Source organism: Methylobacterium sp. 391_Methyba4 (genome assembly GCF_029691625.1).
Lineage (GTDB): Bacteria > Pseudomonadota > Alphaproteobacteria > Rhizobiales > Beijerinckiaceae > Methylobacterium > Methylobacterium fujisawaense.
Genome location: NZ_CP121475.1, coordinates 414,651 through 440,456 on the forward strand (window position 1 = coordinate 414,651; position 25,806 = coordinate 440,456).

26 protein-coding genes and 1 pseudogene are annotated in these 25,806 nt (G+C 69.2%); 18 read left to right on the forward strand and 9 right to left on the reverse strand.

What is annotated here, in order from left to right; genetic code table 11:
* Positions 1-2: 2 nt before the first annotated feature.
* From P9K36_RS02000 to P9K36_RS02040, 9 genes are all read right to left on the reverse strand, one after another.
* Positions 3-800: a GNAT family protein gene (locus tag P9K36_RS02000; RefSeq protein ID WP_007563967.1), complete on the reverse strand. Its 798-nt coding sequence runs from the start codon at positions 798-800 to the stop codon at positions 3-5.
* A 121-nt stretch (positions 801-921) separates the two neighbouring features.
* On the reverse strand, positions 922-1,632 hold the full coding sequence (locus P9K36_RS02005) for a transglycosylase SLT domain-containing protein (protein ID WP_007563971.1): 711 nt from the start codon (positions 1,630-1,632) through the stop codon (positions 922-924).
* Positions 1,632-2,342, reverse strand: coding sequence for a copper-binding protein (locus tag P9K36_RS02010; protein ID WP_007563973.1), 711 nt, complete (start codon positions 2,340-2,342; stop codon positions 1,632-1,634). Before P9K36_RS02010 ends, P9K36_RS02005 begins: the two co-directional genes overlap by 1 nt.
* A 75-nt stretch (positions 2,343-2,417) precedes the next feature.
* Positions 2,418-2,708, reverse strand: a complete 291-nt coding sequence (locus P9K36_RS02015; RefSeq protein WP_007563975.1) for a copper-binding protein — start codon at positions 2,706-2,708, stop codon at positions 2,418-2,420.
* A gap of 163 nt (positions 2,709-2,871) precedes the next feature.
* A complete protein-coding gene (locus P9K36_RS02020; protein WP_043380886.1) occupies positions 2,872-4,290 on the reverse strand; it encodes a copper oxidase in 1,419 nt (472 codons plus the stop codon).
* A 41-nt stretch (positions 4,291-4,331) separates the two neighbouring features.
* Entirely contained in the window at positions 4,332-5,864 is a 1,533-nt protein-coding gene (locus P9K36_RS02025; RefSeq protein WP_007564144.1) for a TolC family protein, read from the reverse strand.
* Between the two features lie 47 nt (positions 5,865-5,911).
* On the reverse strand, positions 5,912-6,208 hold the full coding sequence (locus P9K36_RS02030) for a hypothetical protein (RefSeq protein ID WP_007564146.1): 297 nt from the start codon (positions 6,206-6,208) through the stop codon (positions 5,912-5,914).
* 168 nt (positions 6,209-6,376) lie between these two features.
* A complete protein-coding gene (locus tag P9K36_RS02035; RefSeq protein WP_230364970.1) occupies positions 6,377-6,805 on the reverse strand; it encodes a hypothetical protein in 429 nt (142 codons plus the stop codon).
* Between the two features lie 245 nt (positions 6,806-7,050).
* Positions 7,051-7,662, reverse strand: coding sequence for a DUF2231 domain-containing protein (locus tag P9K36_RS02040; protein ID WP_007564148.1), 612 nt, complete (start codon positions 7,660-7,662; stop codon positions 7,051-7,053).
* Between the two features lie 522 nt (positions 7,663-8,184).
* Between P9K36_RS02040 and P9K36_RS02045 the strand changes: the two genes are divergently transcribed.
* From P9K36_RS02045 to P9K36_RS02130, 18 genes and pseudogenes are all read left to right on the forward strand, one after another.
* Complete coding sequence (locus P9K36_RS02045) at positions 8,185-8,739, forward strand: sigma-70 family RNA polymerase sigma factor (RefSeq protein WP_039903061.1); 555 nt, start codon at positions 8,185-8,187, stop codon at positions 8,737-8,739.
* Entirely contained in the window at positions 8,736-9,386 is a 651-nt protein-coding gene (locus tag P9K36_RS02050) for a DUF1109 domain-containing protein (RefSeq protein WP_007564152.1), read from the forward strand. Before P9K36_RS02045 ends, P9K36_RS02050 begins: the two co-directional genes overlap by 4 nt.
* Before the next feature lie 224 nt (positions 9,387-9,610).
* Positions 9,611-9,988 (forward strand): hypothetical protein, encoded by a 378-nt coding sequence (locus P9K36_RS02055; protein WP_139239492.1) that lies wholly within the window; start codon positions 9,611-9,613, stop codon positions 9,986-9,988.
* Positions 9,989-10,565: 577 nt separating this feature from the next.
* Positions 10,566-10,979 carry a hypothetical protein gene (locus P9K36_RS02060; RefSeq protein WP_007565524.1) on the forward strand — a complete coding sequence of 138 codons (414 nt, stop codon included), beginning with the start codon at positions 10,566-10,568 and terminating at the stop codon, positions 10,977-10,979.
* Positions 10,980-11,048: 69 nt separating this feature from the next.
* Positions 11,049-11,452 (forward strand): annotated as a pseudogene (locus tag P9K36_RS02065) (FixH family protein).
* Positions 11,449-12,972 carry an efflux RND transporter periplasmic adaptor subunit gene (locus P9K36_RS02070; protein WP_278306505.1) on the forward strand — a complete coding sequence of 508 codons (1,524 nt, stop codon included), beginning with the start codon at positions 11,449-11,451 and terminating at the stop codon, positions 12,970-12,972. Before P9K36_RS02065 ends, P9K36_RS02070 begins: the two are co-directional and overlap by 4 nt.
* Positions 12,969-16,121 (forward strand): CusA/CzcA family heavy metal efflux RND transporter, encoded by a 3,153-nt coding sequence (locus P9K36_RS02075; protein ID WP_007565530.1) that lies wholly within the window; start codon positions 12,969-12,971, stop codon positions 16,119-16,121. The genes P9K36_RS02070 and P9K36_RS02075 overlap by 4 nt, the downstream gene beginning before the upstream one ends.
* Before the next feature lie 20 nt (positions 16,122-16,141).
* Positions 16,142-16,618, forward strand: coding sequence for a DUF411 domain-containing protein (locus P9K36_RS02080; protein ID WP_007565532.1), 477 nt, complete (start codon positions 16,142-16,144; stop codon positions 16,616-16,618).
* A gap of 230 nt (positions 16,619-16,848) precedes the next feature.
* A complete protein-coding gene (locus P9K36_RS02085) occupies positions 16,849-17,808 on the forward strand; it encodes an SMEK domain-containing protein (protein WP_007565534.1) in 960 nt (319 codons plus the stop codon).
* Positions 17,801-18,043, forward strand: a complete 243-nt coding sequence (locus tag P9K36_RS02090; protein WP_007565536.1) for a hypothetical protein — start codon at positions 17,801-17,803, stop codon at positions 18,041-18,043. The genes P9K36_RS02085 and P9K36_RS02090 overlap by 8 nt, the downstream gene beginning before the upstream one ends.
* The gene (locus tag P9K36_RS02095) at positions 18,033-19,748 is read left to right on the forward strand and encodes a DUF2326 domain-containing protein (RefSeq protein WP_007565538.1); all 1,716 of its coding nucleotides are present in this window, start codon (positions 18,033-18,035) and stop codon (positions 19,746-19,748) included. Before P9K36_RS02090 ends, P9K36_RS02095 begins: the two co-directional genes overlap by 11 nt.
* A gap of 281 nt (positions 19,749-20,029) precedes the next feature.
* Complete coding sequence (locus tag P9K36_RS02100) at positions 20,030-20,242, forward strand: heavy-metal-associated domain-containing protein (RefSeq protein ID WP_007565540.1); 213 nt, start codon at positions 20,030-20,032, stop codon at positions 20,240-20,242.
* Positions 20,243-20,372: 130 nt separating this feature from the next.
* A complete protein-coding gene (locus tag P9K36_RS02105) occupies positions 20,373-20,807 on the forward strand; it encodes a hypothetical protein (protein ID WP_230364971.1) in 435 nt (144 codons plus the stop codon).
* A 412-nt stretch (positions 20,808-21,219) separates the two neighbouring features.
* Positions 21,220-21,552 (forward strand): four-helix bundle copper-binding protein, encoded by a 333-nt coding sequence (locus tag P9K36_RS02110; protein WP_007565541.1) that lies wholly within the window; start codon positions 21,220-21,222, stop codon positions 21,550-21,552.
* Between the two features lie 56 nt (positions 21,553-21,608).
* On the forward strand, positions 21,609-22,100 hold the full coding sequence (locus P9K36_RS02115) for a DUF305 domain-containing protein (protein ID WP_007565544.1): 492 nt from the start codon (positions 21,609-21,611) through the stop codon (positions 22,098-22,100).
* Positions 22,101-22,168: 68 nt separating this feature from the next.
* The gene (locus tag P9K36_RS02120; protein WP_007565546.1) at positions 22,169-24,607 is read left to right on the forward strand and encodes a heavy metal translocating P-type ATPase; all 2,439 of its coding nucleotides are present in this window, start codon (positions 22,169-22,171) and stop codon (positions 24,605-24,607) included.
* A 10-nt stretch (positions 24,608-24,617) separates the two neighbouring features.
* Positions 24,618-25,373, forward strand: a complete 756-nt coding sequence (locus P9K36_RS02125; protein WP_278306506.1) for a DNA polymerase subunit beta — start codon at positions 24,618-24,620, stop codon at positions 25,371-25,373.
* 67 nt (positions 25,374-25,440) lie between these two features.
* Entirely contained in the window at positions 25,441-25,743 is a 303-nt protein-coding gene (locus P9K36_RS02130; RefSeq protein ID WP_007565550.1) for a metal-sensitive transcriptional regulator, read from the forward strand.
* Positions 25,744-25,806 lie beyond the last annotated feature (63 nt).

Consider the following 25,806-nt stretch of genomic DNA (forward strand, 5'->3'; position numbering starts at 1 on the left):
GCTCAGTCGGCATCCGGCGGCTCCGCCTCTCGTGCGTCCACCTCCGACTGGATGCCGTCCCCTGGGTGAGCGCCGTAGCCCTCGTCCCGCGGCGTGGCGCGCGCGCCGCGACCCACGGCCCCCGCCCGCGGTTCGAATCGGACGGTTCGGAACGTCCCGAAGGCGAACTGGCGTCTCGTGCGGATCGAACAGGGTCTGAAGCCCGCCCGTTCGACCGCCTTGAGGGAGGCGGCGTTGTCGGCGTCGACGAAGGCCACCAAGTGTCCCTTGCCCAGTGACCGGGCGCGTTCGGCGATCAGGTACACGGCGGCGGCCATGACGCCCAGGCCGCGGAAGCCCTTCGGCGTGAAGGCGTTCTCCAGCATGGCCTCGTCGGCTGCCAGAACCGGCAGGGCCCCGGACCGACGGACCGCGTCGCCGTAACCCGGGTCGGTGAGCCACTGGACGTGGCACGGGCGGCCCGACCTGACCTCTTCGAGCACGTAGCAGCGGCTCGGCAGGACGCCGTGCGCGGCGGCACGCAATCGCCACTCGACGTCATCGCGTTCGCGTTTCGCCGCCTCGTCGCCGCCGGAGGGGAAGAGGGCCGCGAGGTCGTCCGGCCGGAAGTCGCGCAATCGCACCGGGATTTTGGCGACCGGCGGTTCGATGGCGACCGACAGGTTCCGCCCAAAACCTATCGAGACCCGCCTGGAGTAGGGGCCCAGGGCGATGCGCCGGGCCACCCTGGCGCGCAGCATCGCCAAGCCATCGCCGAGGGAGCCGTCGCCGCGCGCGTGCGGGTAAGGCTTGAACGTCATGCCGAGCCTCCCTCCATTCGCCGCCGGCGCACCAGGGCGGCCATGCGTCGACGCGCACGGGTGACCGGCGCCTTCCGGCGCACCCAGGGGAGCGGCGGGAGCGCCGCCCATTCGGGCCGCATCAGCCGCCCTCCATGATCCGGGCGGTCCGGATCTCGACGGCCCGGACGCGCGCGACGTGCGCGGCCCAGAACCGGTTCGCGAGGAACATGACGGCCGTCGGCGCCGCGCGGGTTTTCGATGCGGATGTCCGCGGGATGCCGGGACCGGCCGTCGCCGCGACCGCCGCGAGCGGCGACCCCATGGCGGCCAGCCGGTCGTGGGCGCGCCGGCAGTAATCGACGGAGTGCGGCGTCATGCGCTCCTCGCCGTGGCCGGCACGATACTTGGCCAGGGCACGGCAGACATCGCCGCCCGCGAGGCTCCAGGCCCGTGCGAGGTAGGCGACGCCGAAGCGGATGTTCGTGGCAGGGTCGAGAAGTTCCGCGGCCGGCCCGCGATGACCGAGCATCGCCGCCGTGGCCGGCCGGACCTGCATCAACCCGAGTTCGCCGACCGTTCCGACCGCCCCGGCGTCGTAGCCGCTCTCGACGAACGCGACCGCCTCGGCGAGCGCGGGCGGGACCCCGCGTGCCGTCGCCTCCCGCATGAGGAGTTCGCCATAGGCGGTGCGACCGCGGGCCTTGGCGTTCCCGGGGGCCGTGGCCGTCGCGGATGGTCCCGTGGTGCCCTCCGCCGCGGCCGCCCCGGCGCCGGCAACGGCGGCGAGGCCGAGGAGGACGCCCAGGGCGCGAGGTGCCGCCGGGCGTGGGACGTTCCGGCCGTATCCCACTACTTGGCTTTCTGGATGCGGGTGACGGCGATCGAACCGTTCACGCGGTCGGCCGAGAACCGCACCCGCTCGCCGGGCCTCAGGCCCTTGAGCATGGCCGGGTCCTGGACCTTGTAGGCCATCGTCATCGCGTCCATCCCGATGTTCGGGATGGTCTCGTGGTCGAGGGTCACCTTGCCCGCGGCGTCGTCGACCTTCTTGACGGTTCCGGCGACGAGCGGGGCGTTCGACGGCGTCGCCTGCGGAGCCGGCTGCGGGGCCGCCTTCTCCGCGGGGGGCGTTTCCGGCTGACCCTGGGCCGGGTCGCCCTTCGCTCGACGGTCCAACGGTCCCTCGCCCGACGGCGTCTGGTTCGGCTGCGGCCGGTAGCCGGCCTCGCGGCTGCGGACCTGCCACTGCTTCAGGGCGTCGATCTTGGCCTGCTGCTCGTCCTGGATCTTCTGCGCGAGCTCGCGCAGCTGCCGGTCTCCGCCGTAGTCGAGCTGCGTCTTGGCCAGGAACAACGTCTCCTCGTAGCTGGCGATCAGCAGCTCCGCGAAGTCCCGGTCCGGGTCGCCGGTCAGCTTCGTGTCCCGGAAACGGTTCGACATCGTTTCGCGCGCCCGCTCCAGGGCTGCGGGCGCGCCCTTGGCGGGCTGCGCGCCGGCGTGCTGCGGGATCGGGCCGACGAGCGCGGCCGCGAGCGCGGTGGACAGGATCAGGCGTCGCATGGTTGCTCCATCTCAGGGCTCCGAAGCCCTCGCGCGGGACCGGGCGGAAGCCGCACGGGGCTTCCCTCCAGGGCGCTACTTCGTCTTCTGGATCTTCGTGACGGTGTACGCGCCGCCGGCCTCCGCGACGTCGAAATCGACCTTGTCGCCGGCCTTCAGATCCTTGAGCATCGCGGGATCCTTGACGGGGTACGCCATCGTCATCGCATCCATGTCGAGCTTCGGGATCGCCGCGTGGTCGAGCGTGACCTTGCCCGCGGCCGGGTCTACCTTCGTCACCGTCCCCTTCACGGACTGCGCCCATGCAGGCGCCGCGATCGCCAGGAAGGCCGCCGAAAGGACGGCGAGCGGGAACTTGCTTCTCATGGTTTCTTCTCCTCAGGTCGATTGAACCGCCACGCCGGCGCCGTTGAGGGGATCGGCGACCGGCGCGGCGGACTTCGGACGGGATCGCTCCCGTTCCGAACGGGTTCGCCTGCCTCGCTCGTGGCGATTCCGGCAGGCCGTCTGGCGCGTTGTGGGCGTCCGCCTAGTGCTCGTGGCCGCCCGCGTTCGAGGCCGTGCGGCGCGTCCGCGGATCGACGACCCGCAGGTCGGTCTGCCGGGCGCGCCGGGCCTTCGGGGTGTCCGGGGCGCGGGCCGGCTCCGGCATCGGCTCGCCGGTCCACTCGTATGCGAGGGTGCCTTCCGGATGCCTGTACCAACCGGGGTCGCGGTAATCGCCGGCCGCCAGTCCCGGACGGACCTTCAGGACCGTGAACATCCCGCCCATCTCGACCGACCCGAACGGGCCCGCGCCGGTCATCATGGGCAGCGTGTTCTCGGGCAGCGGCATCTCCATCTCGGACATCATGCCACCGCCCGTCGAACCCATCGGCATGTAACCTGGGGCGATCTTCTGGATCTGCTTGGCCGTGCTCTTCAGGTTCACGCCGATGTAGGTCCGCACGTTGTGGCCCATGGCGTTCATGGTGTGGTGCGACTTGTGGCAGTGGATCGCCCAGTCGCCCGGGTTGTCGGCGTTGAACTCGATGGCCCGCATCTGCCCGACCGCGACGTCGACCGACACCTCCGGCAACTGATAGTTTTCGTTGATCCAGCCGCCGTCCGTGCCGGTGACCTTGAAGTCGACGCCGTGGACGTGGATCGGGTGGTTGGTCATGGTCAGGTTGCCGAAGCGCATCCGGACCTTGTCGCCCTGGCGCGCGACCATCGGATCGATGCCCGGCCACACCCGGCTGTTGAAGCACCACATGTTCATGTTGAGCATCGTGTTGACCTTGGGCACATAGGACCCGGCCTCGATGTCGTAGGCGTTCAGCAGCCAGACGAAGTCGCGGTCGACCCGCCGCTCGGCGGGGTCGCGCGGATGCACGACGAAGAAGCCCATCATGCCCATCGCCATCTGGACCATCTCGTCCGAGTGCGGGTGGTACATGAAGGTGCCGGAGCGCCGGAGGATGAACTCGTAGACGAACGTCTTGCCCGGCGGGATGCCGGGTTGGGTCAGGCCGGCGACCCCGTCCATGCCGTTGGGCAGCGTCTGCCCGTGCCAGTGCACGGCGGTCGCCTCCGGCAGGCGGTTGGTGACGAAGATGCGGACCTTGTCGCCCTCGACCGCCTCGATGGTCGGTCCCGGCGACTGGCCGTTGTAGCCCCAGAGCCGCGCGTCCATGCCGGGCGCCATCTCGCGCACGACCGGCTCGGCGATGAGGTGGAACTCCTTCCAGTCGCCGCGCATGCGCCACGGCAGCGTCCAGCCGTTGAGCGTCACCACCGGCTGGTAGTCCGGCCCGCTCGTCGGATAGAGCGGCGGCTGCATGGTCGCCTTGTCCATGATCGGGGCCTCGGGCAGGCCCGCGGCCTGGACGCGCCCGCTGATCATCGACGTGCCGGCGAGCACGAGGCCGCCCGCTCCCAGGATCCCTCTGCGCGAGATGTCGGTCATGGTTTCCCTCCGAATGTCATGGGCGGCGCGGGCCCCCGACCTCAGCCGCCGGGCGTCGCGACGGCGAGGCTCGTGCCCGGGGTGCCCCCGGCGGCCTCGCCGCCGAAGTTGCCCCCCGAGAACCCGCCGCCGACGGTCGCCGCCTTGAGGTCGGTCGCCGCGATCCAGAAGTCGCGCTGCGCCTCGATCGCCTGGATGTTGCTCAGGATCCTGGCCCGGGCGTCGACGATCAGCGTCGTGACGTCCAGCAGCATGCCGCTGTACTGGAGCAGCGCCTGGTCCTGGATCGTCCGCCGCAGGGGCAGGACGCTCGTCTGGTAATGCCGAGTGATGTCGTACTGGCCGCGATAGCGCTGGTAAGCCTCGCGCACCTCGGAGCGGGCGTTGACCGCGCGCTCGGCGAGGCGGTTGGCGCTGGCGAGGTAGCTTTCCTGCGCCCCCCGGACAGCGGTGGCCCCGAAGTCGTAGATCGGGATGACGAGATCCGCCGAGAACCCGTTCAGGCTGGCCTTGTCGACCTTCGGGGCACCGCCCTCGCCCCCCGCGGTCCTCGACCGCGAGAACCGGTTCGCGAAGCCCGCATCGAAGACGCTGACGAAGCCGCTGGCCTGGTTCAGCCCGAACTGCCCCACGAGCGATTGCAGCTCGAAGCGGGCTGCCTGCACGTCGGCCCGCTTGATCATCGCCTCGGCCTCGATGGCGTGCCCGTCGACGAGCCTCCCGGGCAGGGGCGGCAGGCCGTTGGGCAGGCGGAAATCGATGTCCCGCCCCCAGAGACCGAGCAGTCGGGTCAGCCGCTCCCGTTCGGCGCGTTGCTGCACCCGCGCCTTAGCGAGCTGCGCGCCCAACTCGCTGTAGAAGGCGTGCTCGCGCGCCTGTTCCAGCTTGTTCAGAGCCCCCGTCTCGCCCAGCTGCTTGGCCAGCGTCGAGGCGGATTCCGCGCCGGCCAGCGCCTGTTCGAGGAAGGCGGTCGCCTGGTTGGCCGCGACGGTACGGTAGAATTGCCGGCGCGCCTCGCCCCCGAGCCGCAGGACCTGCTCCGCCGCGTTGTACTGGTCGGCCGTGAACCGCTGCCGCGCGATCTCGGCGCGCACCGGGAGCGTAGCCAACTCCAGCACGCTGGCGGCGACGGAGCGCTCGATCTCCGTGTTGAAACCCAATCCCCATTGCGTGATCGAGAGGCGCGGCGAGGGCGGCAGCGTGGCCTGCACGTACTGCGCCTCGGAGACGCCGAGGTCGTTGAAGGCGGCCTGCAAGCCCCGGTTCCTCAGGAGCGCGACCTGCACCGCGCCGTCGGCGGTCAAGGGACGGCGCAGCAACGCGTCCACGCGGGCGTCCGCGCTCGGCGCGACGCCCTGGTCGTCCGCCTTCACGATGTCCTTGCGCAGTTCAAGCGCCGCGTAGCCGCCGGCCACGGAGAGGCCCGCGTCCGGCGAGAAGCTCGCGCAGCCTGCCAAGGCGAGGCCGAGGCCGGTGATGCTCGCGGCCACGCGCACGAACCGCCCCCGGACGGCCTCGTCCGGCGGTCGCGCGCTCGTACCGGCGTGTCCCGGCGCGGTCGTCGTGCCACTCATGCCCGGTAGTCCGGCGCCGCCGCCCGTTTGGTTACAGCGACGGGCCATCACCGGCCCCCCGAATCGCGCTTGCCGCCCATGCCGGGCATCCCGTCCATGCCCGGCATGCCCCCCGTACCGCCGGACCCGGCCTTCGGCGCGACCTGGCGATTGAGCTCGCGCCAATCCTTTGGGTCGACGACGCCGAAATCCTTCACGCCCTGCGTCACCTTCGCGTAGCGGGGCGGCCGGACCGGGATGTCCGGCTCCGAGGGCAGGACGAGCCCGGCGGGAACGGCGGCGGGCATGCAGCCGGCGAGCGGCAGGACCGCCGCGAGCGCGGCCGGTCTCGGCAACTTGAACATCTTGGATTTCCCGAGGTGAGGCGGACGGCCGAAGGCAGGCCCAGGCGTGGCACGGGCCGCGGGTCGAGCGGCGACGGCGTCGCGCCCGGCGAAGGCGTCGGCTCGTTGTGGGTGTGCGAGGCCGTCCTGTCGGAGCGGCCGAGGGCGGGCGCTAGATCCGCCCGCGCGTCACGCTTGGCGCCTCGGCGGCCGCTCGATCCGTAGCGGATGCGCGTCGACGGCCCCGTCCACCTGGACGATCAGGACCCGCTCGGACGGATGAAATTCCAGGGTGATGCTCGCCCATGGCAGGGTGGGAAGCGCGGCTTGGCACGCGAGCGGGCAGCAGGTAGCCGGGCAGGGAGGATGTTTGGGGCGATGCCGATGGCCGGGGCATCCTTCGTCGGCGGCCGCAGCCGGCAAGGCGAGGGAAGTCCCCCGTATCCCAGCCTCGTCCGGCTTGTTCTGGCTGCCCAAGGTGCCGGCGGCGTGCGCGAGATGCGTCGCCGCGGCGGCGGCTATGTGCCGGTGAGCCGTCGACTGCCGGCCCATGGTGCACGGCGCTGCCGGCGCGATGGCCAAGGCCAAGGCGAGTACGGCAAGCAGCAATGCGCGCACGACTTTCACTGATCAGGGCCCCTGCCTAATCTTCGCGGACATTCTCACGCCGGGGTGGAAGCTGCAATCCGTGGTGCTCGACCGATGTCCCACAAACTCAGCGTGTTGGAAGTTCGCCACATGCCGGTGTCGACGGCGAAGCCGCACTCGGCGGATTGACCGCCACACCGGTGCCAGGACCCCCGCCGCGTTCATGCGACGGGCGCTTGGGGGTACCCGGGACGGGTATCACCGCGGCCCGTCCGTCAATGAGCGTGTTCGTGCGGTGCGGAGGGGGCGTCCGGCGCCGGGCGCGTCTCTACCTTGCCCGCGGCGGCATCGGGCGTGTTTGGGGCGTCCGCGGTCTCGTGGTCGTGGCCGTGCTCGTGGGGATGGCCGCCGCTTGCGGGGTGGACGTGGTCGCCCGATCTCGGGAGCGCCATGACGCCCAGGCCGTAACGGTAGACGTTCTCGCCGCCGAGCCAGCCCGTGACCACGAGGGCCCCGGAACCTCCGGCGAGGAGCGCCAGCAGCACGACGCCCGCGCCTGCGACCTTCCGGCGCTCCAGCCAGGCGACGCCGGCGGCGGCGAGGAACACGAGCGCGGTGGCGATGGCCCAGCGAAGGTGGACGGTCATGTTCGCGTGCGAGGCCGCGTCGTGGGCGACGGTGTTGTACGCCGACCAACCCGTGGCGAGGGTCGCGACCGTGACGGCCGCGCCGATTGCGAGGTTCCATCGGGCGGCGGCCGTGAGCGCGCCACCCGATGCCGCTTTCCTGAACAGGGTCCCCGCGGCGAAGAGGACGCTGGCCGTGATGAGGAGGGCGACCGTGAAATGGACCGCGACCGGATGCCAGTTCGGTATCACCTCGATCATGATCATGCTCCTAGGGAAACGTCGATGGCGGGACGGGCCGGCTTCTTGCCCGGACCGCCCCCAGTGAGGGGAAAAGCGATGGCGCCGAACGCCCGCTCCGGGACGAATCCGCCGTCGTCCCCGGATCGGAGACCGCCCTCTCGGCGGCGCTCTCGGCAGGCCTTTCCATGCGAAGGGAGAGCGCGGGCGGCGAGGCTCCGGAGGCTTCCCGCCCGGCGCGTGGCGTTGGGTCCGGCTGGGTCTAAGATCGGGGCATAGGCTTGGCAATTATGGGCGGCACATGCCTACGCTCCCGGGCATGCCGCGAGCGCTGTAACGTTTCGGCGGCCGCTTGCGGATTGTTCTCCGAGCGGCGCGGCCGATCATACGTCGCCTTCGGCCGACGAGCCTCAGGGCGCGGATCGCCGTACGACACGCTCCTGCAGGATGGTGCTGCGGTCGTGAGGACACGGTGGGGTGGCGGAACATGCGACGTATCTCTGGCATCCGCTCAGCGGCTACGAACCGGCCCGCCTAGTCCCGGTGCTGCAGGTGGAAGAGGAACTGCGCGCGCTGCTTATCGCCAGCCTTGCGGGCAGCGCGGCCGACTACCGGCGCTTCCTGGGGCGGCTCGGGTCGCACCTGCGCGCGTATTACAAAGGCAAGCTGGCTCGCTCCGGCCGTACCGACACCGAGGCGGAGGATCTCGTCCAGGAGACGCTGATGGTGATCCATGTGCGGCGGCACACCTATGACGTCACGCAACCGGTGACGCCGTGGATCCACGCCATCGCCCGCTACAAGCTCATCGACCATTTTCGGCGTACGCGTACGGCCGCGGCCGACGTCCCTGTCGAGGATGCCGGCGTGCTGGTGGCTCGCGACGATCATGTCGCGGCGGAGAGTTCGCTCGACGTCGAGCGCCTCCTGGCGCACCTACCGCCCAAGATGAGGAACGCGATCCTCTCGACGAAGGTCGAGGGCCTGAGCGCCGCCGAGGCGGCCGAACGTGCCGGGATGTCCGAGACCGCGATTAAGGTGAGCGTCCACCGCGGCCTGAAGACCCTGGCCAATCTCGTGGGAGGCAAGGCGAGATGAAGACCGACGAACTCATCGGCCTGCTGGGCGCCAGCTTCGAGCGCGAACCGGTCGGGGCCCCCTGGATGACCCGCCGGCTCGCGCTGGCGGTCGCGGTCGGCGCGACGGCCGCGCTGTGCCTGGCGCTGGCGTTTCTGGGCCTGCGTCCCGGCCTGACCGAGGTCCGGCCGCTCCTGTTCCTCGCGTTCAAGTTCTCGTTTGCGGCCGCGGTCGGGGGTCTCGCGCTCCGGTATCTCGTCAGGGCGGCCAGGCCCGGCGGCGAGAGCCGCGTCCATCTCGGGGTCGCCGCCTTGCCGTTCCTCGTGGTCGCGGCGCTGGCGTGCGTGAGCCTGTTGATGGCGCCGACCGAACATTGGCACGGCATGGTATCCGGTCACACCTGGCTCGAATGCCTCATCTCGATCCCCGTGATCGCCGTCGTGCCGTTCGCCGTCGTCACGTGGGCGGTTCGACGGTTCGGAGCGCCGACGGATCTCGTGCGGGCGGGTGCCCTGGTCGGCCTCTCCGCGGGAGCCGTGAGCGCGCTCGGCTATTCGCTGCACTGCATGGACGATACCGTACCGTTCGTCGCCGTATGGTACGGGGGGACGATCGCGATGTGCACGCTCGTCGGAGCGCTCCTGGGACCGCGCCTCCTTCGCTGGTAGCGAGCCGGTTCGGAACATCCTCCGGATCGCCTGCCAGGGTTCGAGGGGCGACGCGACGGCTTGGGGGCCTGTCGCCGGCCGACGCTTCATGTCACGGGCCTCGTCGCGGTAACGCCGCGGATGGGATCCGGCACGACGACTGGCCTGACCCTCCCACCCGCCCGGCCGCGCGAGGCAATGCGGCCGTCGCGCATCCCACAATCGCTTGCAGGATTATCCCCCCGGTGAGCGAGGCGCCGCGCCGGGCGACCCCGGCCCAACCCCACAAAGGTTCGCAGCGCGCTGTAACGGTACGTCCAAGACATCCGGACTTAAAGACAAGGAGCGGCAAGCTTCTCGTCAGATCAACGGTTTCCGCCATGAAAAGCAAGATCATCCCCGCCTTTGCAGGAATCGCCATGCTCGCCGGACTGCCGGGTTACGCGCTCGCGGGATGGATGGACAACGTCCCACCCCGTTTCCTGCCCCAGACGCATCAATCGCAACGGACCGAAACGCCTCAGGTCGAAGCTCCGGACGTCGGCCTGACGACCGGATCGATCAGCGCGGTGCCCCGCCGCCCTGCCGCCGCCCGGTCGGCCCCCCCCGCCCAGCACTTCTGAACCTCCCGCGGGGTCCGAACCGCCGGACCGGCCGATTGGGGTGGTACGGGGTGAGGTTCGGCGCGCCGCCCTGCACCGCCTACCGCGCGGAGGGTCAAGTGTGCGGTAGGTTTCCCAGATGCCCGGACAGCACGCGCGCGGATGCCGGGAGCCCGGAACCTGCGCCCTTGCGATGGGCGGCCAGCGCAACAGCCCGAGAACGACGACCGGCTCACGCCTGCGATGCACGCGACCATTCCCCTGTTGACCGCCTTCCAGATTGCGCGCTCGGCAGACGGCCACTCCATGTCCGGGGGCTTGCCAGGGGACCGACGGTGTCGATGCGGCTTCCATGGGTGGCGGCCTCGATCCGGCCTCTGCCTGCCGTTCGGGGACGGCCATTGCACGGCAGGCCGGACGCGCCATGGCGCGGTCCGGCGGGCCCACGAGGAACGGGTCGCCGAGACGCCCGCCCGGCGAGGTCGGTCGGTGGATCGGCCGCCCGACGGAACGAAACCTTGACCCTCAAGACTTGGGACGCGCCGTCTCCCGTGACACTGGCCTTCCGCCCGGATCGAAAAGCTGGCATCGTACCTGCGTGACGTTCTTGATCGCCCTTCGGCGACTGTTGCCGCTCCTGGCGGTACTCAGCCTCGCCCTGACGCCGGTGGCCGCGCCCGCGGCCGCCGCAGGGATGCGCGCGTTCATCATGGCGCAAGCCGCGCCTGAGGCGACCTCGGCCATTGCCCATGCCGAGATGGAGGGGATGGACGTGGGCGACGCGGACATGGCCGACATGCCGTGCTGCCCGCCCGGGAAGGCGGCGAAGCCCGACTGCGCCAAGGCCGGCTGTCCGCTTTTGGCGCTCTGCCTCGCCAGCGTCGCCTCCCTCCTGCCGACCGCGGCGTCCGTCCCGGCCCCGGTGGCGACGCGGACGAGCCGGGTGTGGCCCGATGCGGCGTCCTTCGCCAGCGTGTCCGGCCGCCCGTTACCTGAGCCCCCCCGAGCCTGAGCCCGATGACGCCGGCACGACGCCGCGCGTCCACGCGTGGCCATCCATCGCGTTCAGGAGACGAAATCCGTGACCACGTACCCCTTCGCGCGCGCCCTCGGTGCCGCGCTGCTCGGTGCCGCCCTGTCGGTCCCGGCCCTGCCGGCGCTCGCCGGCATCAAGGACTACGCCTTCGTGCTGATCCGGACGGAGGCGAAGGTCGGCGAGACCATCCTCTCGGTGCACTCATGGACAAGCGCACCGGCAAGCCCGTTCCGGACGCGGTGATCTTCGCCAAGCGCATCGACATGGCGCCCGACAGCATGGACGAGATGACCTCGACGATCGAGCAGGTCCCGTCGACGGAGCCTGCCCTCTACCGCTTCAAGGCGAAGCTCACGATGGCCGGGGGCTGGCGGCTCTCGCTGGGGGCGAAGGTCCAGGGCGAAACCGGCACCGTCGAGGACAGGCTCGTCTTCCAGGCCGTCAAGTGAGCCGCTCGGCATGGCTCGCCGGGATCCTCGCCGCGTTGGCGGCGGGGGGCACCGGGTACTGGGTGGGGCGTGATGGCAGCCCCGTTCCGGTCCTCGTCGAGCGCGCACGGACCGAGTTCGCCCACTGGCTTCCGACCGGCATGCCGGGTCCGCAGGCACCGGCGCCGGCGAAGGTCACGGGTCCGGTGGTCTACTACCAGGATCCGGATGGGAAGCCGGTCTACTCCGCGTCGCCGAGAACGACTGCGGAGGGGCACGACTTCCGGGCGGTTCGGGCCAGCGAGGACGTGCGCTTCGACCAGGCACAAGGGAGCGAGACGACATCCCCCGACATGGCCGGCCACGACGTGACCGGGCACGGCATGGCGGCGCATGGAACGGCGGCGGCCGGGAAGCCCGACGGGGGCACGCGCAAGTTGCTCTACTACCGCAACCCGATGGGGCTGCCGGACACCTCGGCGACCCCGAAAAAGGATTCGATGGGGATGGACTACATCCCCGTCTACGCGGGCGAGGACGAGGGCGGCGCCGTCGTGACGGTCTCCCCCGGCAAGGTCCAGCGGACCGGCGTCCGAACCGAAACAGTGGAGCGGCGGGTGGTGGCGCAGCCGGTGCGCGTGCCCGGTACCGTCGCCCTCGACGAGCGGCGCGTGACGGTCATCGCGACCCGGTCGGACGCGTACGTCGACCATGTCGAGGACGTCACCACCGGCGACCGCGTCCGCAAGGGCCAGCCGCTGGTCCACATCTACTCCCCCGAAATCAACGCCGCCGCCGCGCAGCTCATCGCCAACCCCGGCTTCGACGGAGCTCGGCGACGCCTGCAGAACCTCAACGTCTCCGAGGCCGTCATCGACGACATGGAGCGCACCCGGAAGGTGCCGATGGCCATCACTTGGTCGTCGGCCCGGGACGGCGTGGTGCTGCAGCGCTCGGCCGTCGAGGGCATGAAAGCCGCGGCCGGCGACACCCTGTTCCGGATCGGCGACATCTCGGTCATGTGGGTGCTGGCCGACGTGCCCGAGCGCGACCTGGCCGGGGTTCGCGCCGGACAGGCCGTGACCGTGCGCCTGCGTTCGGCCCCGGGCCGGACCTTCTCCGGCAAGGTCGGGGTGATCTATCCGCAGGTGAACCCGGACACCCGGGCCACGCGGGTGCGCATCGAGCTGCCGAACCCGGACGGCGCGCTCCTGCCCGACATGTACGCCGAGGTCGAGATCGCCACGGGGGCGGGCAAGCCCGTCGTGGCGGTGCCCGACGACGCGGTCATCGACACAGGTGCGCGGCAAGTGGTGCTGCTCGACAGGGGCGGGGGGCGCTTCGAGCCGCGCGAGGTCAAAGTCGGGGTTCGCGGCACGGGCTACGTCGAGATCCGCGACGGCGTCGCCGCCGGCGACCGGGTCGTCACGGCGGCGAACTTCCTGATCGACGCCGAGAGCAACCTGAAGGCGGCGCTTCAGTCCATGTCCGCCCCGAAGGCGAGCGACCGGCAGGCCTCGAACCTTGAGGGCAAGCCATGATCGCGCGCCTCATCGGCTGGTCGGCCCGCAACCTCGTCCTAGTGCTGGTCGGCACCGTGTTCGCCGTGGCCGCTGGCGTCATGGCGCTGCGAACGCTGCCGCTCGACGCCATCCCCGACCTCTCGGACGTGCAGGCCATCGTCTACACCGAATACCCGGGCCAGGCCCCGCAGGTGGTCGAGGATCAGGTCACCTATCCTCTCACGACCGCCATGCTGACGGTCCCGAAGGCGAAGGTGGTGCGCGGCTTCTCGTTCTTCGGGGTCAGCTTCGTCTACGTGATCTTCGAGGACGGCACGGACCCATATTGGGGCCGCTCGCGCGTGCTCGAATACCTCAACGCGGCGGCCAGCCGCTTGCCGGCGGGCGTGACCCCAACCCTCGGTCCGGACGCCACCGGCGTCGGCTGGGTCTACCAGTACGTGGTCGTGGCCAAGGAGCGCACGCTCGCGGAATTGCGCTCCCTCCAGGACTGGGTGGTCCGTTTCGGGGCGTCGCGGGCCGAGGGCGTGGCCGAGGTCGCGGGCGTCGGCGGCTTCGTCAAGCAGTACAACGTCGTCGTCGACCCGAACCGCCTACGGGCGCAGGGGATCTCGCTCAACAAGCTCCGGGACGCGATCCGGGCGAGCAACGCCGACGTCGGCGGCCGCACGGTCGAGCTCTCCGAGTTCGAGTTCATGGTGCGCGGACGCGGCTACCTGCGGAGCGTGGCCGACATCGAGAACATCGTCCTGAAGACCACCGGTGGTGCTCCCCTGCGGGTGCGGGACGTCGCCCGGGTCGAACTCGGGCCTGACGAGCGGCGGGGCATCACCGAGATGAATGGTGACGGCGAGGTCGCCGGCGGCATCGTCCTGCAGCGGTTCGGCGCGAACGCCCTGACCGTCATCGAGAACGCGAAGGCGAAGCTCGCGGAGGTGGCGAAAAGCCTGCCGGCCGGCACCGAGATCCTGCCGGTCTACGACCGCTCGCAACTCATCGACGCGGCCATCGAGACGCTGCGGCACACGCTTGTCGAGGAGAGCGTCGTCGTCTCCCTCGTGTGCATCGTGTTCCTCCTGCACGTCCGAAGCGCGCTGGTCGCCATCCTGATGCTGCCCGTCGGCATCCTGATGGCGTTCGCCGGGATGAAGGCGCTGGGGCTGGGCGCCAACATCATGTCGCTCGGCGGCATCGCCATCGCGGTCGGCGCCATGATCGACGCGGCCATCGTGATGATCGAGAACGCCCACAAGCACCTGGAGCGGGCGCGGCCGGACAAGCCGCGGGTCGAGATCTTGGTCGAGGCGGCGGGCGAGGTCGGCCCCTCGCTGTTCTTCTCACTCCTCATCATCACCGTGAGCTTCCTGCCCATCTTCACCCTGGAGGGCGAGGAGGGGCGCCTGTTCGGGCCGCTCGCGCTCACCAAGACCTTCGCCATGGCGGCGGCGGCGCTCCTGTCGGTGACCCTGGTGCCGGCGCTGATGGTGTTGTTCGTGCGCGGACGGATCGTCCCGGAGCATCGCAACCCGGTGAACCGGCTCCTGATCTGGCTCTATCGCCCGGTCATCGCAGGCGTACTGCGGGCGCGGTTGCCCACCATCCTGCTCGCCCTCGGCGTCCTGGCGGTCACCGTCTGGCCGGCGCGCCAGCTCGGCTCGGAGTTCATGCCGGAACTCGACGAGGGGACGCTGATGTACATGCCGACGACCCTGCCCGGCATCTCGGTGACGAAGGCGGGCGAGTTGCTGGCGACCCAGGATCGGATCATCAAGTCCTTCCCCGAGGTCGCCTCGGTCTACGGCAAGGCCGGGCGCGCCAGCACCGCGACCGACCCGGCGCCGATGGAGATGGCCGAGACCATCATCAGCCTCAAGCCTAAGGCCGAGTGGCGCCCGGGCGTGACGCTCGCGAGCCTCAAGGCGGAGATGGACCGGGCGCTGCAGTTCCCGGGCGTCTCGAATGCTTGGACGCAGCCGATCCGGGCCCGCATCGACATGCTCTCGACCGGCATCCGGACGCCGGTCGGCATCAAGGTGCTCGGCACCGACCTCGGCGCCATGGAGAAGGTCGCCCGTCAGGTCGAGGCAGTGGTGCGCGACGTGCCGGGCACGTCGAGTGCCTACGCGGAGCGGGTCATCGGCGGGTACTTCCTCGACATCACGCCCGACCGGGAGGCGCTCGGCCGCTACGGGCTCATGGTGGGCGACGTCCAGGACGTGGTCGCCTCGGCTCTCGGCGGGCAGAGCGTCACCAACACGGTCGAGGGCCGCGAGCGCTACACCGTCAACGTACGCTACCCGCGCGCCTTCCGCTCCGACCCGCGGGCCATCGCCGACGAGGTGCAGGTGCCGCTGCCGGCCGGCGGGACGGTGCCGCTCGGCGAGGTCGCGAAGGTCGAGCTTACCCGGGGGCCGACCTCGATCCGGACCGAGAACGGCCAGCTCGCGGTCTACATCTTCGTCGACCTCACTGGGCGCGACCTCGGCGGCTACGTGGCCGACGCCCGGGCCGCGGTCGACAGGGAGGTCAGGTTGCCCCAGGGCACGACGCTGCAGTGGAGCGGGCAGTACGAGTACCTGGAGCGCGCCGAAGCCCGCCTCAGGATCGTTGTGCCGCTGACGCTGCTCGTCGTGTTCCTGCTCCTCTACCTGAACTTCCGCCGTCTGACCGAGACCCTCATCGTCATGCTCTCGCTGCCGTTCGCGCTCGTCGGCGGCGTCTGGCTGATGTGGTGGATGGGCTTCAACATGTCGGTGGCGGTGGCGGTCGGCTTCATCGCGCTCGCCGGCGTCGCGGCCGAGACCGGCGTGATCATGCTGGTCTACCTCGACCACGCCCTCGACGAGGTCCGGGCAGGGTGCCGGCGTGAGGGACGCCCCCTCACGCGCGAGGACTTGCGGCAGGCCATCATGGTCGGCGCCGTCGAGCGGGTGCGGCCCAAGATGATGACGGTGGTCGCCATCATGGCGGGTCTCCTGCCCATCCTCTGGAGCACCGGTTCGGGCTCCGAGGTCATGCAGCGCATCGCCGTGCCGATGATCGGCGGGATGGTGTCCTCGACCGTGCTGACCCTCGTCGTGATTCCGGCCGTCTACGCGTTGGTGAAAGGTCGCGGGTTGCCGGAGGCCGCCGCGGAGGGTGCACGGATGCCTCTGGCGGCCGAATGAGGAATCGACAGGAGCGAATGATGAAGTCAGACATGATGCCGTCCCGGCGTGCCGTGCTCGCGGGCTTGGCGGCGGGAGTGTCCCTCGGACGACCCGTGATGGGGGAGAGCCTGCCGACCGTCGCCGTGACGAAGGACCCGAGTTGCGGCTGCTGCGCGAAGTGGGTGGACCACCTGCGACAGGCCGGCTTCACGGTGACGGTGACCGAGGGTCCCGTGAACCCGGTGAAGGCGCGTCTCGGCGTGCCGAGGGACCTCGCCTCCTGCCACACCGCTCTCGTTGACGGCTACGTGGTCGAGGGACACGTGCCGGCGGACGCCATCAGGCGCTTGTTGGCCGAGCGCCCGAACGGAACCGGGCTGGCCGTTCCGGGCATGCCGGCCGGCTCGCCCGGCATGGAGGTCGAGGGCAGGGATCCCGGCGCCTACGCGGTGATCCTGTTCGGACCCGAGGGGCGAGACACCTTCGCCCGTTATCGTGGCGGCGAACCGGCCTGAGCGCGGCCGACGTGCGGATGATCGCCGTCGCCGTCCACGGTGGTCAACGGTCGTCGCGCCGCCGCGCAAGAGCCGACGCCCCGCTTCGTGCCCGGACATCCCCCGAAGGCGGGCTTAGCGTGGGCGGGAACTCGGTTCACAGACTCGCCCCGGCGGCATGAAGATCGGAGTGGCGAAGGGGACGCCGCAACGCTAGGACTCGGGGGATCCGAGAGAGTCTCGTCACCACCATGAATCGCGCAAGCCTCATCGGGGTCGCTTTGCACTATTTGACGCAACTGAGGATGTCGGTCGGGCACCTCAATAGCCTCAACCTACAAGACGTCAACGTCCATGCGGAAGCGTTCTTTCGAGATTTTCTGAACTTGGTGTTTGACTATAAGCTGAAGAACATCAACATAGTAGAGAGGAACGCGCGAGCTATCGATTTGGGCGACGAGGACGAACGGATCGCCATCCAGGTGACGTCGACGTCGGAGTTGGACAAGATCAAGCACACCCATAAGGGCTTCGTGGCGAGCGGCCTCGACGGCAGATACGACCGCCTGGTCGTTCTCATCATCGGAGAGAAGCGCAGGTACCGGGAGTCGTCCCTAGGCGGCGACGGCGTGTTCAGCATGTCCCTGGTGGACGACGTCTGGGACATTCCCGAGCTCCTGAGGAAGGTCGGCGACCTTCGCTTGGACAGGCTTGAGCGCTGCTGCGAGTTCCTGCGCGACGAGTTGAAGATCCCCGAGCCCCGGCAGTCCAACGAGGTTGGTACCCTGATCCGCCTGATCGAGGTTCTCAGCGCCGCCGAGGAAGGGATCTCGGTCGGCGACAACCGGGAGGACCCCGATCCCGACAGGAAGATCCGCGACCGATTCGCGGATCACGCCGCCTTCCTCGAACAGCAGTACGTCGACTTGCACGAGATATATGGACGTGCGCTGGCGGAAGTGAACAGGCATACCGACCTCGGGCACGTGCGTGTGCGCAAGCTCCAGGTCTACCTCATGAATTGGAGCGACCGTGTCCTGACGGAATATGGAGGCGATCCCAAAGCCGCCCTCGATGCGCTGACCGAAAAGGTCCTTCGGATGATGGGCACCAGCGCCGTCGCATTCGACGATTGCGCCATTCGATATTACCTTGTCGATCAGCTGATTGCCTGCAACGTGTTCCCGAACAAGCGCGCGCTCGATGCCTAGCATCTTCCTCAAAGACGAGGCACTCGACAAGTCTCCGCCAATCGTCGGTTTCGAGATCGCGCGGTACATCAGGCAGTCGGGCAAGGGTCGTGTCAGTATCTTCGACGTGGTGGAGCGCTTCAAACGCGAGAGTTGGTTCGCGTGGAATTCGTTCTTTTATGGCATCACCTTCCTATACGCCGTTGGCCTGGTCGATTTCGAAGAACCATACCTGATCGTCCGTGATGTTGATTGAGCGTCTCTACACCGAGCCCGCGACCATCGATCCCATCGTCTTCACGGCAGGGGTCAATGTGATCCTGGGTGAGAGCGACGTGACCAGCTCCAAGAACAACGGCGTCGGCAAGTCGCTCTGCATCGAATTCTTGAACTTCGCATTGCTCAAACGCAAAACGGAAAGTCGCGTGGCGAGAATCCCGAAGGAGAGCTTCGATCCGCGCAACCTCATCTGCGTCGACTTCCGGCTGCACGGGATCGGCTACACCATCAAGAGATCGCTCGAAGAGGCGGAGCACCCGCGGATCATCGTCGACGGGCGCGAGACGGTCTACGCCAAGCTCAAGGATGCGACCGATTTCCTGACGGGGAGGCTGTTCCCCGACCAGGATGAGCAGGTCGGGTTCCGGGAGATCCTGGGGCCGCTGATCCGGGACGAGCGATCCGAGTTCAAGTCGATTGTAGGCTGCTTCGACACCAAGGCCCGAATACCGGACAACTACGCGCCGCACCTCATGCTCCTCGGCATCGACCTCGGCATCTACCGTGCCATCAAGGGCATACAGAGGGAACTCGACGCAATCGCCACCGAGGAGGCTCGCATCAAGGACAGCGTGAGGCTCGTCCGCCAGAAGGATCTGGATGACGCCCGGTCCGACCTCAACGCCCTCGACGAGGAGGTCGAGACGATCCGGCAAGGCATCGATGCCCTGGAGAACGCCCCGGCCTACGACATCGTGAAGGGCGAGATCCTCGATATCGAAGACCGGATGTCGGACCTGCGCCGCAGCAAGGACGTGCTCGTCCAGCGCGCTGCAAACCTGGCACCGATTGCCCTGGAACCCGGCATAGACAGCGGCGAGATCCGCGACTTCTACGACCAGCTTCGTGCCGGCCTGGGCACCAGCATCGTCCGCGAACTCGCGGAGGTAATTACTTTCAAGTCCAAGATCGAGCAGTTCCAGCGCCACCTGCTGGACGAGAAGTCGAGGGTGGTGGACGTCGAGATCCGGAACCTCAACAAGCAGCTCGCCGAACTCGATAGGCGGTACGCAAAGCTGGTGGCGGTTCTCGATCAGAAAGGGCAGCTGCGCAACCTACGCCAGACCTATGCCTCCTTCCAGGCGAAGAGCGATGAACTTGGACAGCTCAAAAGCTTCTTCAGCCGTTACGACCAACTGCTGATCGAACGTCAGACCAAGAAGTCCGAGATCGAGGCCGAAAGGCTGGCATTGCAGGCCAGCATCTCTGCCGCCGCGGATCGGCTGCGGTCGTTCGAACGGACGATCCTCGCCATTCATCAGTTCATCCAGGGCAACCGCAAGGCTTCCTTCGAGGTGCGAACCACCCCCAGGAAGCACGTCGTCGATATCGTCCTGCGGATCGACGATGACGGCAGTCATAGCGTGGAGAGGGAGAAAGTCTTCATATACGACATCGCGCTGCTGCTGAACGATTACACCAAATCCCGTCACCCCGGGCTGTTGGTTCACGATAATATCTTCGACGTCGACGACGACACCTTACGAAAAAGCCTGGAGTTCATCCTCACTCGGGCAAGACTCGACGAGAACAAGCAGTACATCCTGACGCTCAATGTCGACCGCATCGAGCATGCACGGGAGGAGGTGTGGTATTACGAGCTTGAGCAGAGCGTCGTGGCATCTTTCACCAAAAGCAATCGCTTTCTCAAGGCGCAATACCAGGAGGTTGGCCGGGAGTGATCGTTCGGACCAGGTCCCTCCTCACCGCGATGCCCATCGATCAAGGGTTCAAGCGCACGTGCGCAGGCCGATGGACATGATGCTTCAGGGTTAAGCGATGGAACCACGCCAAGCGTCGCCGCACCGGTCGACGATGTCGAGGATCGACCGGCTTCAGCGTCACGACGGCCATGTCGCCTGCAGCGAACGCGCTCCAGCCCGATGCGGAGCGCTCCCCGACCCTTGACCTTCCCACCATGGGAAGCCCTATCTGAAGGTGACGCCGTCATAGGGAGAGCGTCATGCATCGTTTCAAGGTCGACAAGATGGACTGCGGAGGTTGTGTCAAGTCCGTGGCCCGGGCCATCATCGACATCGAGCCGGACGCCCAGGTCGCGGTGGACCTCGGGGCCAAGCTCGTGACCGTGTCCGGCGCCGTCGGGCCGGCAGACCGCATCGCACTGGCCGTCACCGCCGCCGGCTACCCGGCCGAGCAGGTACGCGCGACCGCGTGATGGGACGAGCCGGCAACCAAATGCGGATGCAGGCATTCTCGTCAAAGGTGCGACTTCGTCGCGACATGCAAGATCGGGGTTAGCGACCGGGATGGCTTTCAGGCGGCATGTGGTGCGTTCGATAGCGGCGATGATCCTCGCGATCATCGCCTACGTCGCGCCGTCCGCCGTCGAGGCTCACGATGGCCATGTCCACTGCGGTCACAATCGGCGCGCGGCGGCAATGGTCGATGCGAAGGCACCGCTTGCTGGACCAGCCCTCGCAACCTCGCTGCACGTCCCAGGGTTCATGGGATGGCTTCGCGGTGCACCGCGTCTCCGGACGCTGCCGGTTCGGGCGACGGCCTCGCTCAAAGCCGCCGATGCCGACGAGGGTTGCTGCCCCGGCGCCTGCAAGCGCTGCCGCTGCGGGACGGCCGTTTGTGGCACCCTCGGTATTCCCGCCGCCCCAACATCCTTGTCAGCCCCCCTCTTCAAGGCCGTCGTGATGGTCCCGGACGACGTCGCAGGGCACGAGGGCGCAGGCCCCGAGGCGCTTCGCAAGCCGCCACGAACCGTCGCGTGAGGTGATGCGCGCCTGGGCGCGCAACGCCTGAGGTGCGCCCGCGGCCACGACCTGCGCCCGCTTCGTCGCCGGTCGAGACTGATCCCCTGTCGATCTGCCCAATCGTCGCCTCAGGAGCGGCGGCGCCGCTTCGGGTCGCCCCGGCGGGACGCGCCGAACCGTGAGCTCGAAAGGGCGGCGTCCCATCGGGTCGTTCGTGATCGGACGATCCCGGCGCGCTGGGACCGGTCCACGATGGCCGCGGGACCGACTTTCCAAACTCGAACGTCGCCGCGAAAGATTTTCGTCTTTCGCGTTGAACAAGACGTCAGTTCACTATCTTTATGACTGCGCTGTGCTGAGAAATAAAATCGCTTTTTAGCGTAAATCTCGGTTTATCGAACAGTGTGAACCGTCTTAATGGAGACTCGGAATGCATACGATGTCGAACGAGATGCAGTCCTGCATCGATGAGTGTCTTCGCTGCTATCAGACCTGCATGGGCATGGCCTCGAACCATTGCCTTCCGGCCGGCGGCAAGCACGTCGAGCCGGCGCATTTCCGGCTGATGTTAGCCTGTGCGGAGACGTGCCGGACTTCGGCTCACTTGATGCTGATCGGTACCCCCGAGCACAAGCATACCTGCCGCGCCTGCGCCGAGGTGTGCGAGGCCTGCGCCAGGAGCTGCGAGCAGGTCGGCGACATGCAGGACTGCGTCGAGCGGTGCCGGCGATGCGCCGAGAGCTGCCGCAAGATGGCCGCCTGAGCCAATCGGGGCGGCCGGCGACGGCTGCCCCTTCCACAAGATGAGAGGAGGCAATTATGCTCGTTCGTAACCTTGTCCTTGCCGCGACCATGGCGTTCGCCGGCGCCGGAGCGGCCGTTGCGGCCGACCATGACCACGATCACGACCACGGCTCGATGCAATCCGCCGTAAGGCTGCCGGAAGCGTGCAAGGCGGCCTCGGCGGGCAAGGAGGCGATGGTGAAGGACATGCAGGCGCACATGTCCCAGGCCATGCAGGGCATGGGCGGTCAGATGACCGAGACCCAGAAGGGCCTGCAGCGGGCGATGATGTCGATGAATGGCCCGATGATGCAGGGGATGATGGCGGGCGATCCCGACGTCGCGTGGGTCTGCACGATGATCCCCCACCACCAGGGCGCCATCGACATGGCCCGAGCGGCGCTGAAGGGCGCCGACAACGCCGAGAGCAAGCGCCTCGCCGAGAAGACCATCGGTGAGCAGGAGAAGAGCATTCAGGAGCTCGTCGCCTGGCTCGACAAGAACGCGAAGAAGGAAGGCAACCGGTAAGGCGCCGCGCGCCGCCGGACCGTTCGCGGTCTGGCGGCCAGGCCCTCGGCCATACGGAAGGAGCGGTGATGAGCGACGCGTCGCAGGGACATCCTCAATCTGCGGGAGGCCACGCCTGTGTCGGCGGCCACGATCATTCCGCGCACGCGCACGGCCACGGGCACGACCACCGTGCGCACAGCCATGCCGCACCTGCCTCGTCCGATGGCGCCTTCCGCGTGAAGGACCCGGTCTGCGGGATGACGGTGGACCCGCACGCGACGAAGTACCAGGCCGAGCACGACGGGCATCCGTACTACTTCTGTTCGAACGGCTGCCGGACCAAATTCGAGGCCGACCCCGTCCGCTACGTCGACCCCGCCTCCCCCGCGGCGAAGTCCGAGCCGGTGCCGGAGGGCTCGATCTACACCTGCCCGATGCACCCGGAGGTGCGCCAGGTCGGGCCAGGGGCTTGCCCGATCTGCGGGATGGCCCTGGAACCCGCGATGGTCGGTGCGGACGACGGTCCGAGCGAGGAACTCGTCGACATGACGCGCCGGTTCTGGGCCGGGCTGGTGCTGACCGTTCCGGTGTTCGTGCTTGAGATGGGCGGCCACCTGCTCGGGTTGACCGACCGCCTCGGCCAGCAGACCTCAAACTGGATCCAGTTCGCGCTCGCCACCCCGGTCGTGCTCTGGGCCGGCTGGCCCTTCTTCGTTCGGGCCTGGCACTCCGTCCTGTCCCGGAACCTGAACATGTTCACCCTGGTCGCCCTCGGGACGGGCACGGCCTACCTCTACAGCGTGGTCGCGACGCTCGCCCCCGGGCTGTTCCCGGAGGCGCTGCGCGGGCACGGCGGGGCGGTGCCGGCCTACTTCGAGGCGGCGGCGGTGATCACCGTGCTTGTGCTGCTCGGGCAGGTCCTGGAGCTCCGCGCCCGCGAGAGCACCGGCGGCGCGCTGCGGGCGCTCCTCGACCTCGCGCCGAAGACCGCCCGCCGCATCCGGCCGGACGGCGAGGACGAGGAGGTGCAACTCGATGCCATCGGGGTCGGCGACCGCCTGCGCGTGCGCCCCGGCGAGAAGGTCCCGGTCGACGGTGCGGTGGTGGAGGGCCGCGGCTCCGTGGACGAGAGCCTCGTGACGGGGGAATCGATGCCGGTCGCCAAGGAGGCCGGCGCCCCCGTCATCGGCGGCAGCCTCAACCAGTCCGGCTCGCTCGTCGTCGAGGCGACCAAGGTCGGGCGCGACACCATGCTGGCCCGCATCGTCCAGATGGTGGCCGAGGCCCAGCGGAGCCGGGCCCCGATCCAGCGCCTCGCCGACCGGGTCGCGGGCTGGTTCGTGCCGGCGGTCATCGGCGTGGCGGTTCTCGCCTTCGCCGCCTGGATGGCCTTCGGGCCGGAGCCCCGCTTCACCTTCGCGCTGTTGGCCGCGGTGGCGGTGCTGATCATCGCCTGCCCGTGCGCGCTCGGCCTCGCCACGCCGATGTCGATCATGGTCGGCGTCGGCCGCGGCGCCGGGGCCGGGGTGCTCGTCAAGAACGCGGAGGCGCTGGAGCGGATGGAGCGGGTCACGACCCTGGTGGTCGACAAGACCGGCACCCTGACCGAGGGCAAGCCGGCCGTGACCCGGATCGTGGCGGCGGCCGGCTTCGACGAGGACACGCTCCTGCGGCTCGCGGCGAGCGTCGAGCGCGCGAGCGAGCACCCGCTCGCCCTGGCCATCGTGGCGGCGGCCGGGAAGCGCGGGCTCTCCACAGCTCCCGTCACGGATTTCGACAGCCCCACCGGCAAGGGCGCGCTCGGAACCGTGGAGGGCCGCCGCGTGGCGCTGGGCAACGCCGCCTTCCTTCGCGAGCAAGGGGTCGACGTATCGACCCATGACGCCGAAGCCGACGAGCTCCGGCGCGACGGCGCCACGGCGATCTTCGCCGGCGTCGACGGACGGGTCGCCGGCGTCCTCGCCATCGCCGACCCGGTCAAGGCGACGACGGCCGAGGCGCTCGCGGCGCTCCGGGCGGAGGGCATCCGGGTGGTGATGCTGACCGGCGACAACCGCACGACCGCCGAGGCGGTGGCGCGTCGGCTCGGCATCGAGGAGGTCGAGGCGGAGGTGTTGCCCGACCAGAAGGCCGCCGTGGTCGAGCGCCACAAGGCGGCAGGGCAGGTGGTCGCGATGGCCGGGGACGGCGTAAACGACGCCCCCGCGCTCGCCGCGGCCGACGTGGGCATCGCGATGGGCACCGGCACGGACGTGGCCATCGAGAGCGCGGGCCTGACGCTGCTCAAGGGCGACCTCCTCGGCATCGTGCGGGCGCGGCGTCTGTCGCGGGCGGTGATGGGCAACATCCGCCAGAACCTGTTCTTCGCCTTCGTCTACAACGCGGCCGGCGTGCCGGTGGCGGCGGGCATCCTCTACCCGTTCCTCGGCATCCTGCTCTCGCCCGTCATCGCGGCGGCCGCCATGGCCTTGTCGTCGGTGAGCGTGATCGGCAACGCCCTGCGCCTGCGGGCCGCCCGGTTGTGAGACGGGCCGCGTGACCGAACTCGTGGACGCGACGGCTGTGATGCACCCGCTCGCCGCGGCGGCGGCGGAGCGGTACCTGACGGCGGTCGACGCGGCGCTGCCGGGCCTCGTCTCGGGCTTCCACGTGGTCGGTTCCGCGGCGCTGGACGACTTCGTGCCGGGACGGTGCGACCTCGACTTCGTCGCCGTCGTCGCCTGGCCCCCGGGGGCCGACGCGCTGGATCGGCTCGCGGACCTGCACGAGGGCCTCGGCGCGATGGGCGGCCCCGCCCTCGACGGGATCTACGTCGCCGCGGCGGACCGGCAAGGACCGGAGGACAAGGGTCCGGCGGTCCGGGTCGGCCGCTTCGAGCCGCTGTCCGGGCACAGGCGCCGCCCGGTGGACAGGCTCGCCCTCGCCGAGCACGGGCTGACCCTGCGGGGTCCGCCGCCGGGCTGGCTGAACGTGCCCGGGGTCGACGGGTGGGCGGCCGAGGCGTTCGGTTCCCTGCGGGACTCGGCTGGGACGGCCGAGGTCGACGAGGCCGTGCTGGGCGCCTGCCGGCTGCACTACCTGCTCGCGCTCCGGCGCATACCCTCGAAGTCCGAGGCCGGTCTTTACGGCCTGATCGCTCTCGACGAACGCTGGCGGCGGATCATCGACGAGGCGCTGCGCCTGCGCCGCACGCCCGACGTGCCGGCTTTGTACCTGAACGAGGACGAACGCCGCAGGGACGCGCTCGCCTTCGTCGAGGCGACGGCGGAGGACGGGCTGTCCCTGCCCTGAATGCGCGCCCCGGGGTTCCGGCGGCGCGCCCGAGCGCCTATCTTGGCAGTCGCAACACGGGCCCGAGATGAGCGAACCGGACGACAGACACGGCGGCGTGGCCGTGGACCATACCCGCCAGATCGCCCGGCTGCGCCGCATCGAGGGGCAGGTCCGCGGCCTGCAGCAGATGATCGAGAACGGGCGCTACTGCGTCGACGTCGCCCACCAGGCCGACGCCGTCATCGCGGCCCTTCGGCGGGTGCAGTCCGACATGCTGCGCGACCACCTGCAGGCGCTGGTACAGGCCACGCTAACCGGGAACCTGCCCGAGGAGGAGCGGGGTCGCCTCGCCGACGAGATGAGCCGCCTGATCGCCAAGGTGGTCTGAAGGGGGAGGAGCGCCGTGCCGAGAAGAAAACTTTTGCTTGTCGTCGGCGCCGGTGCGTCCCTC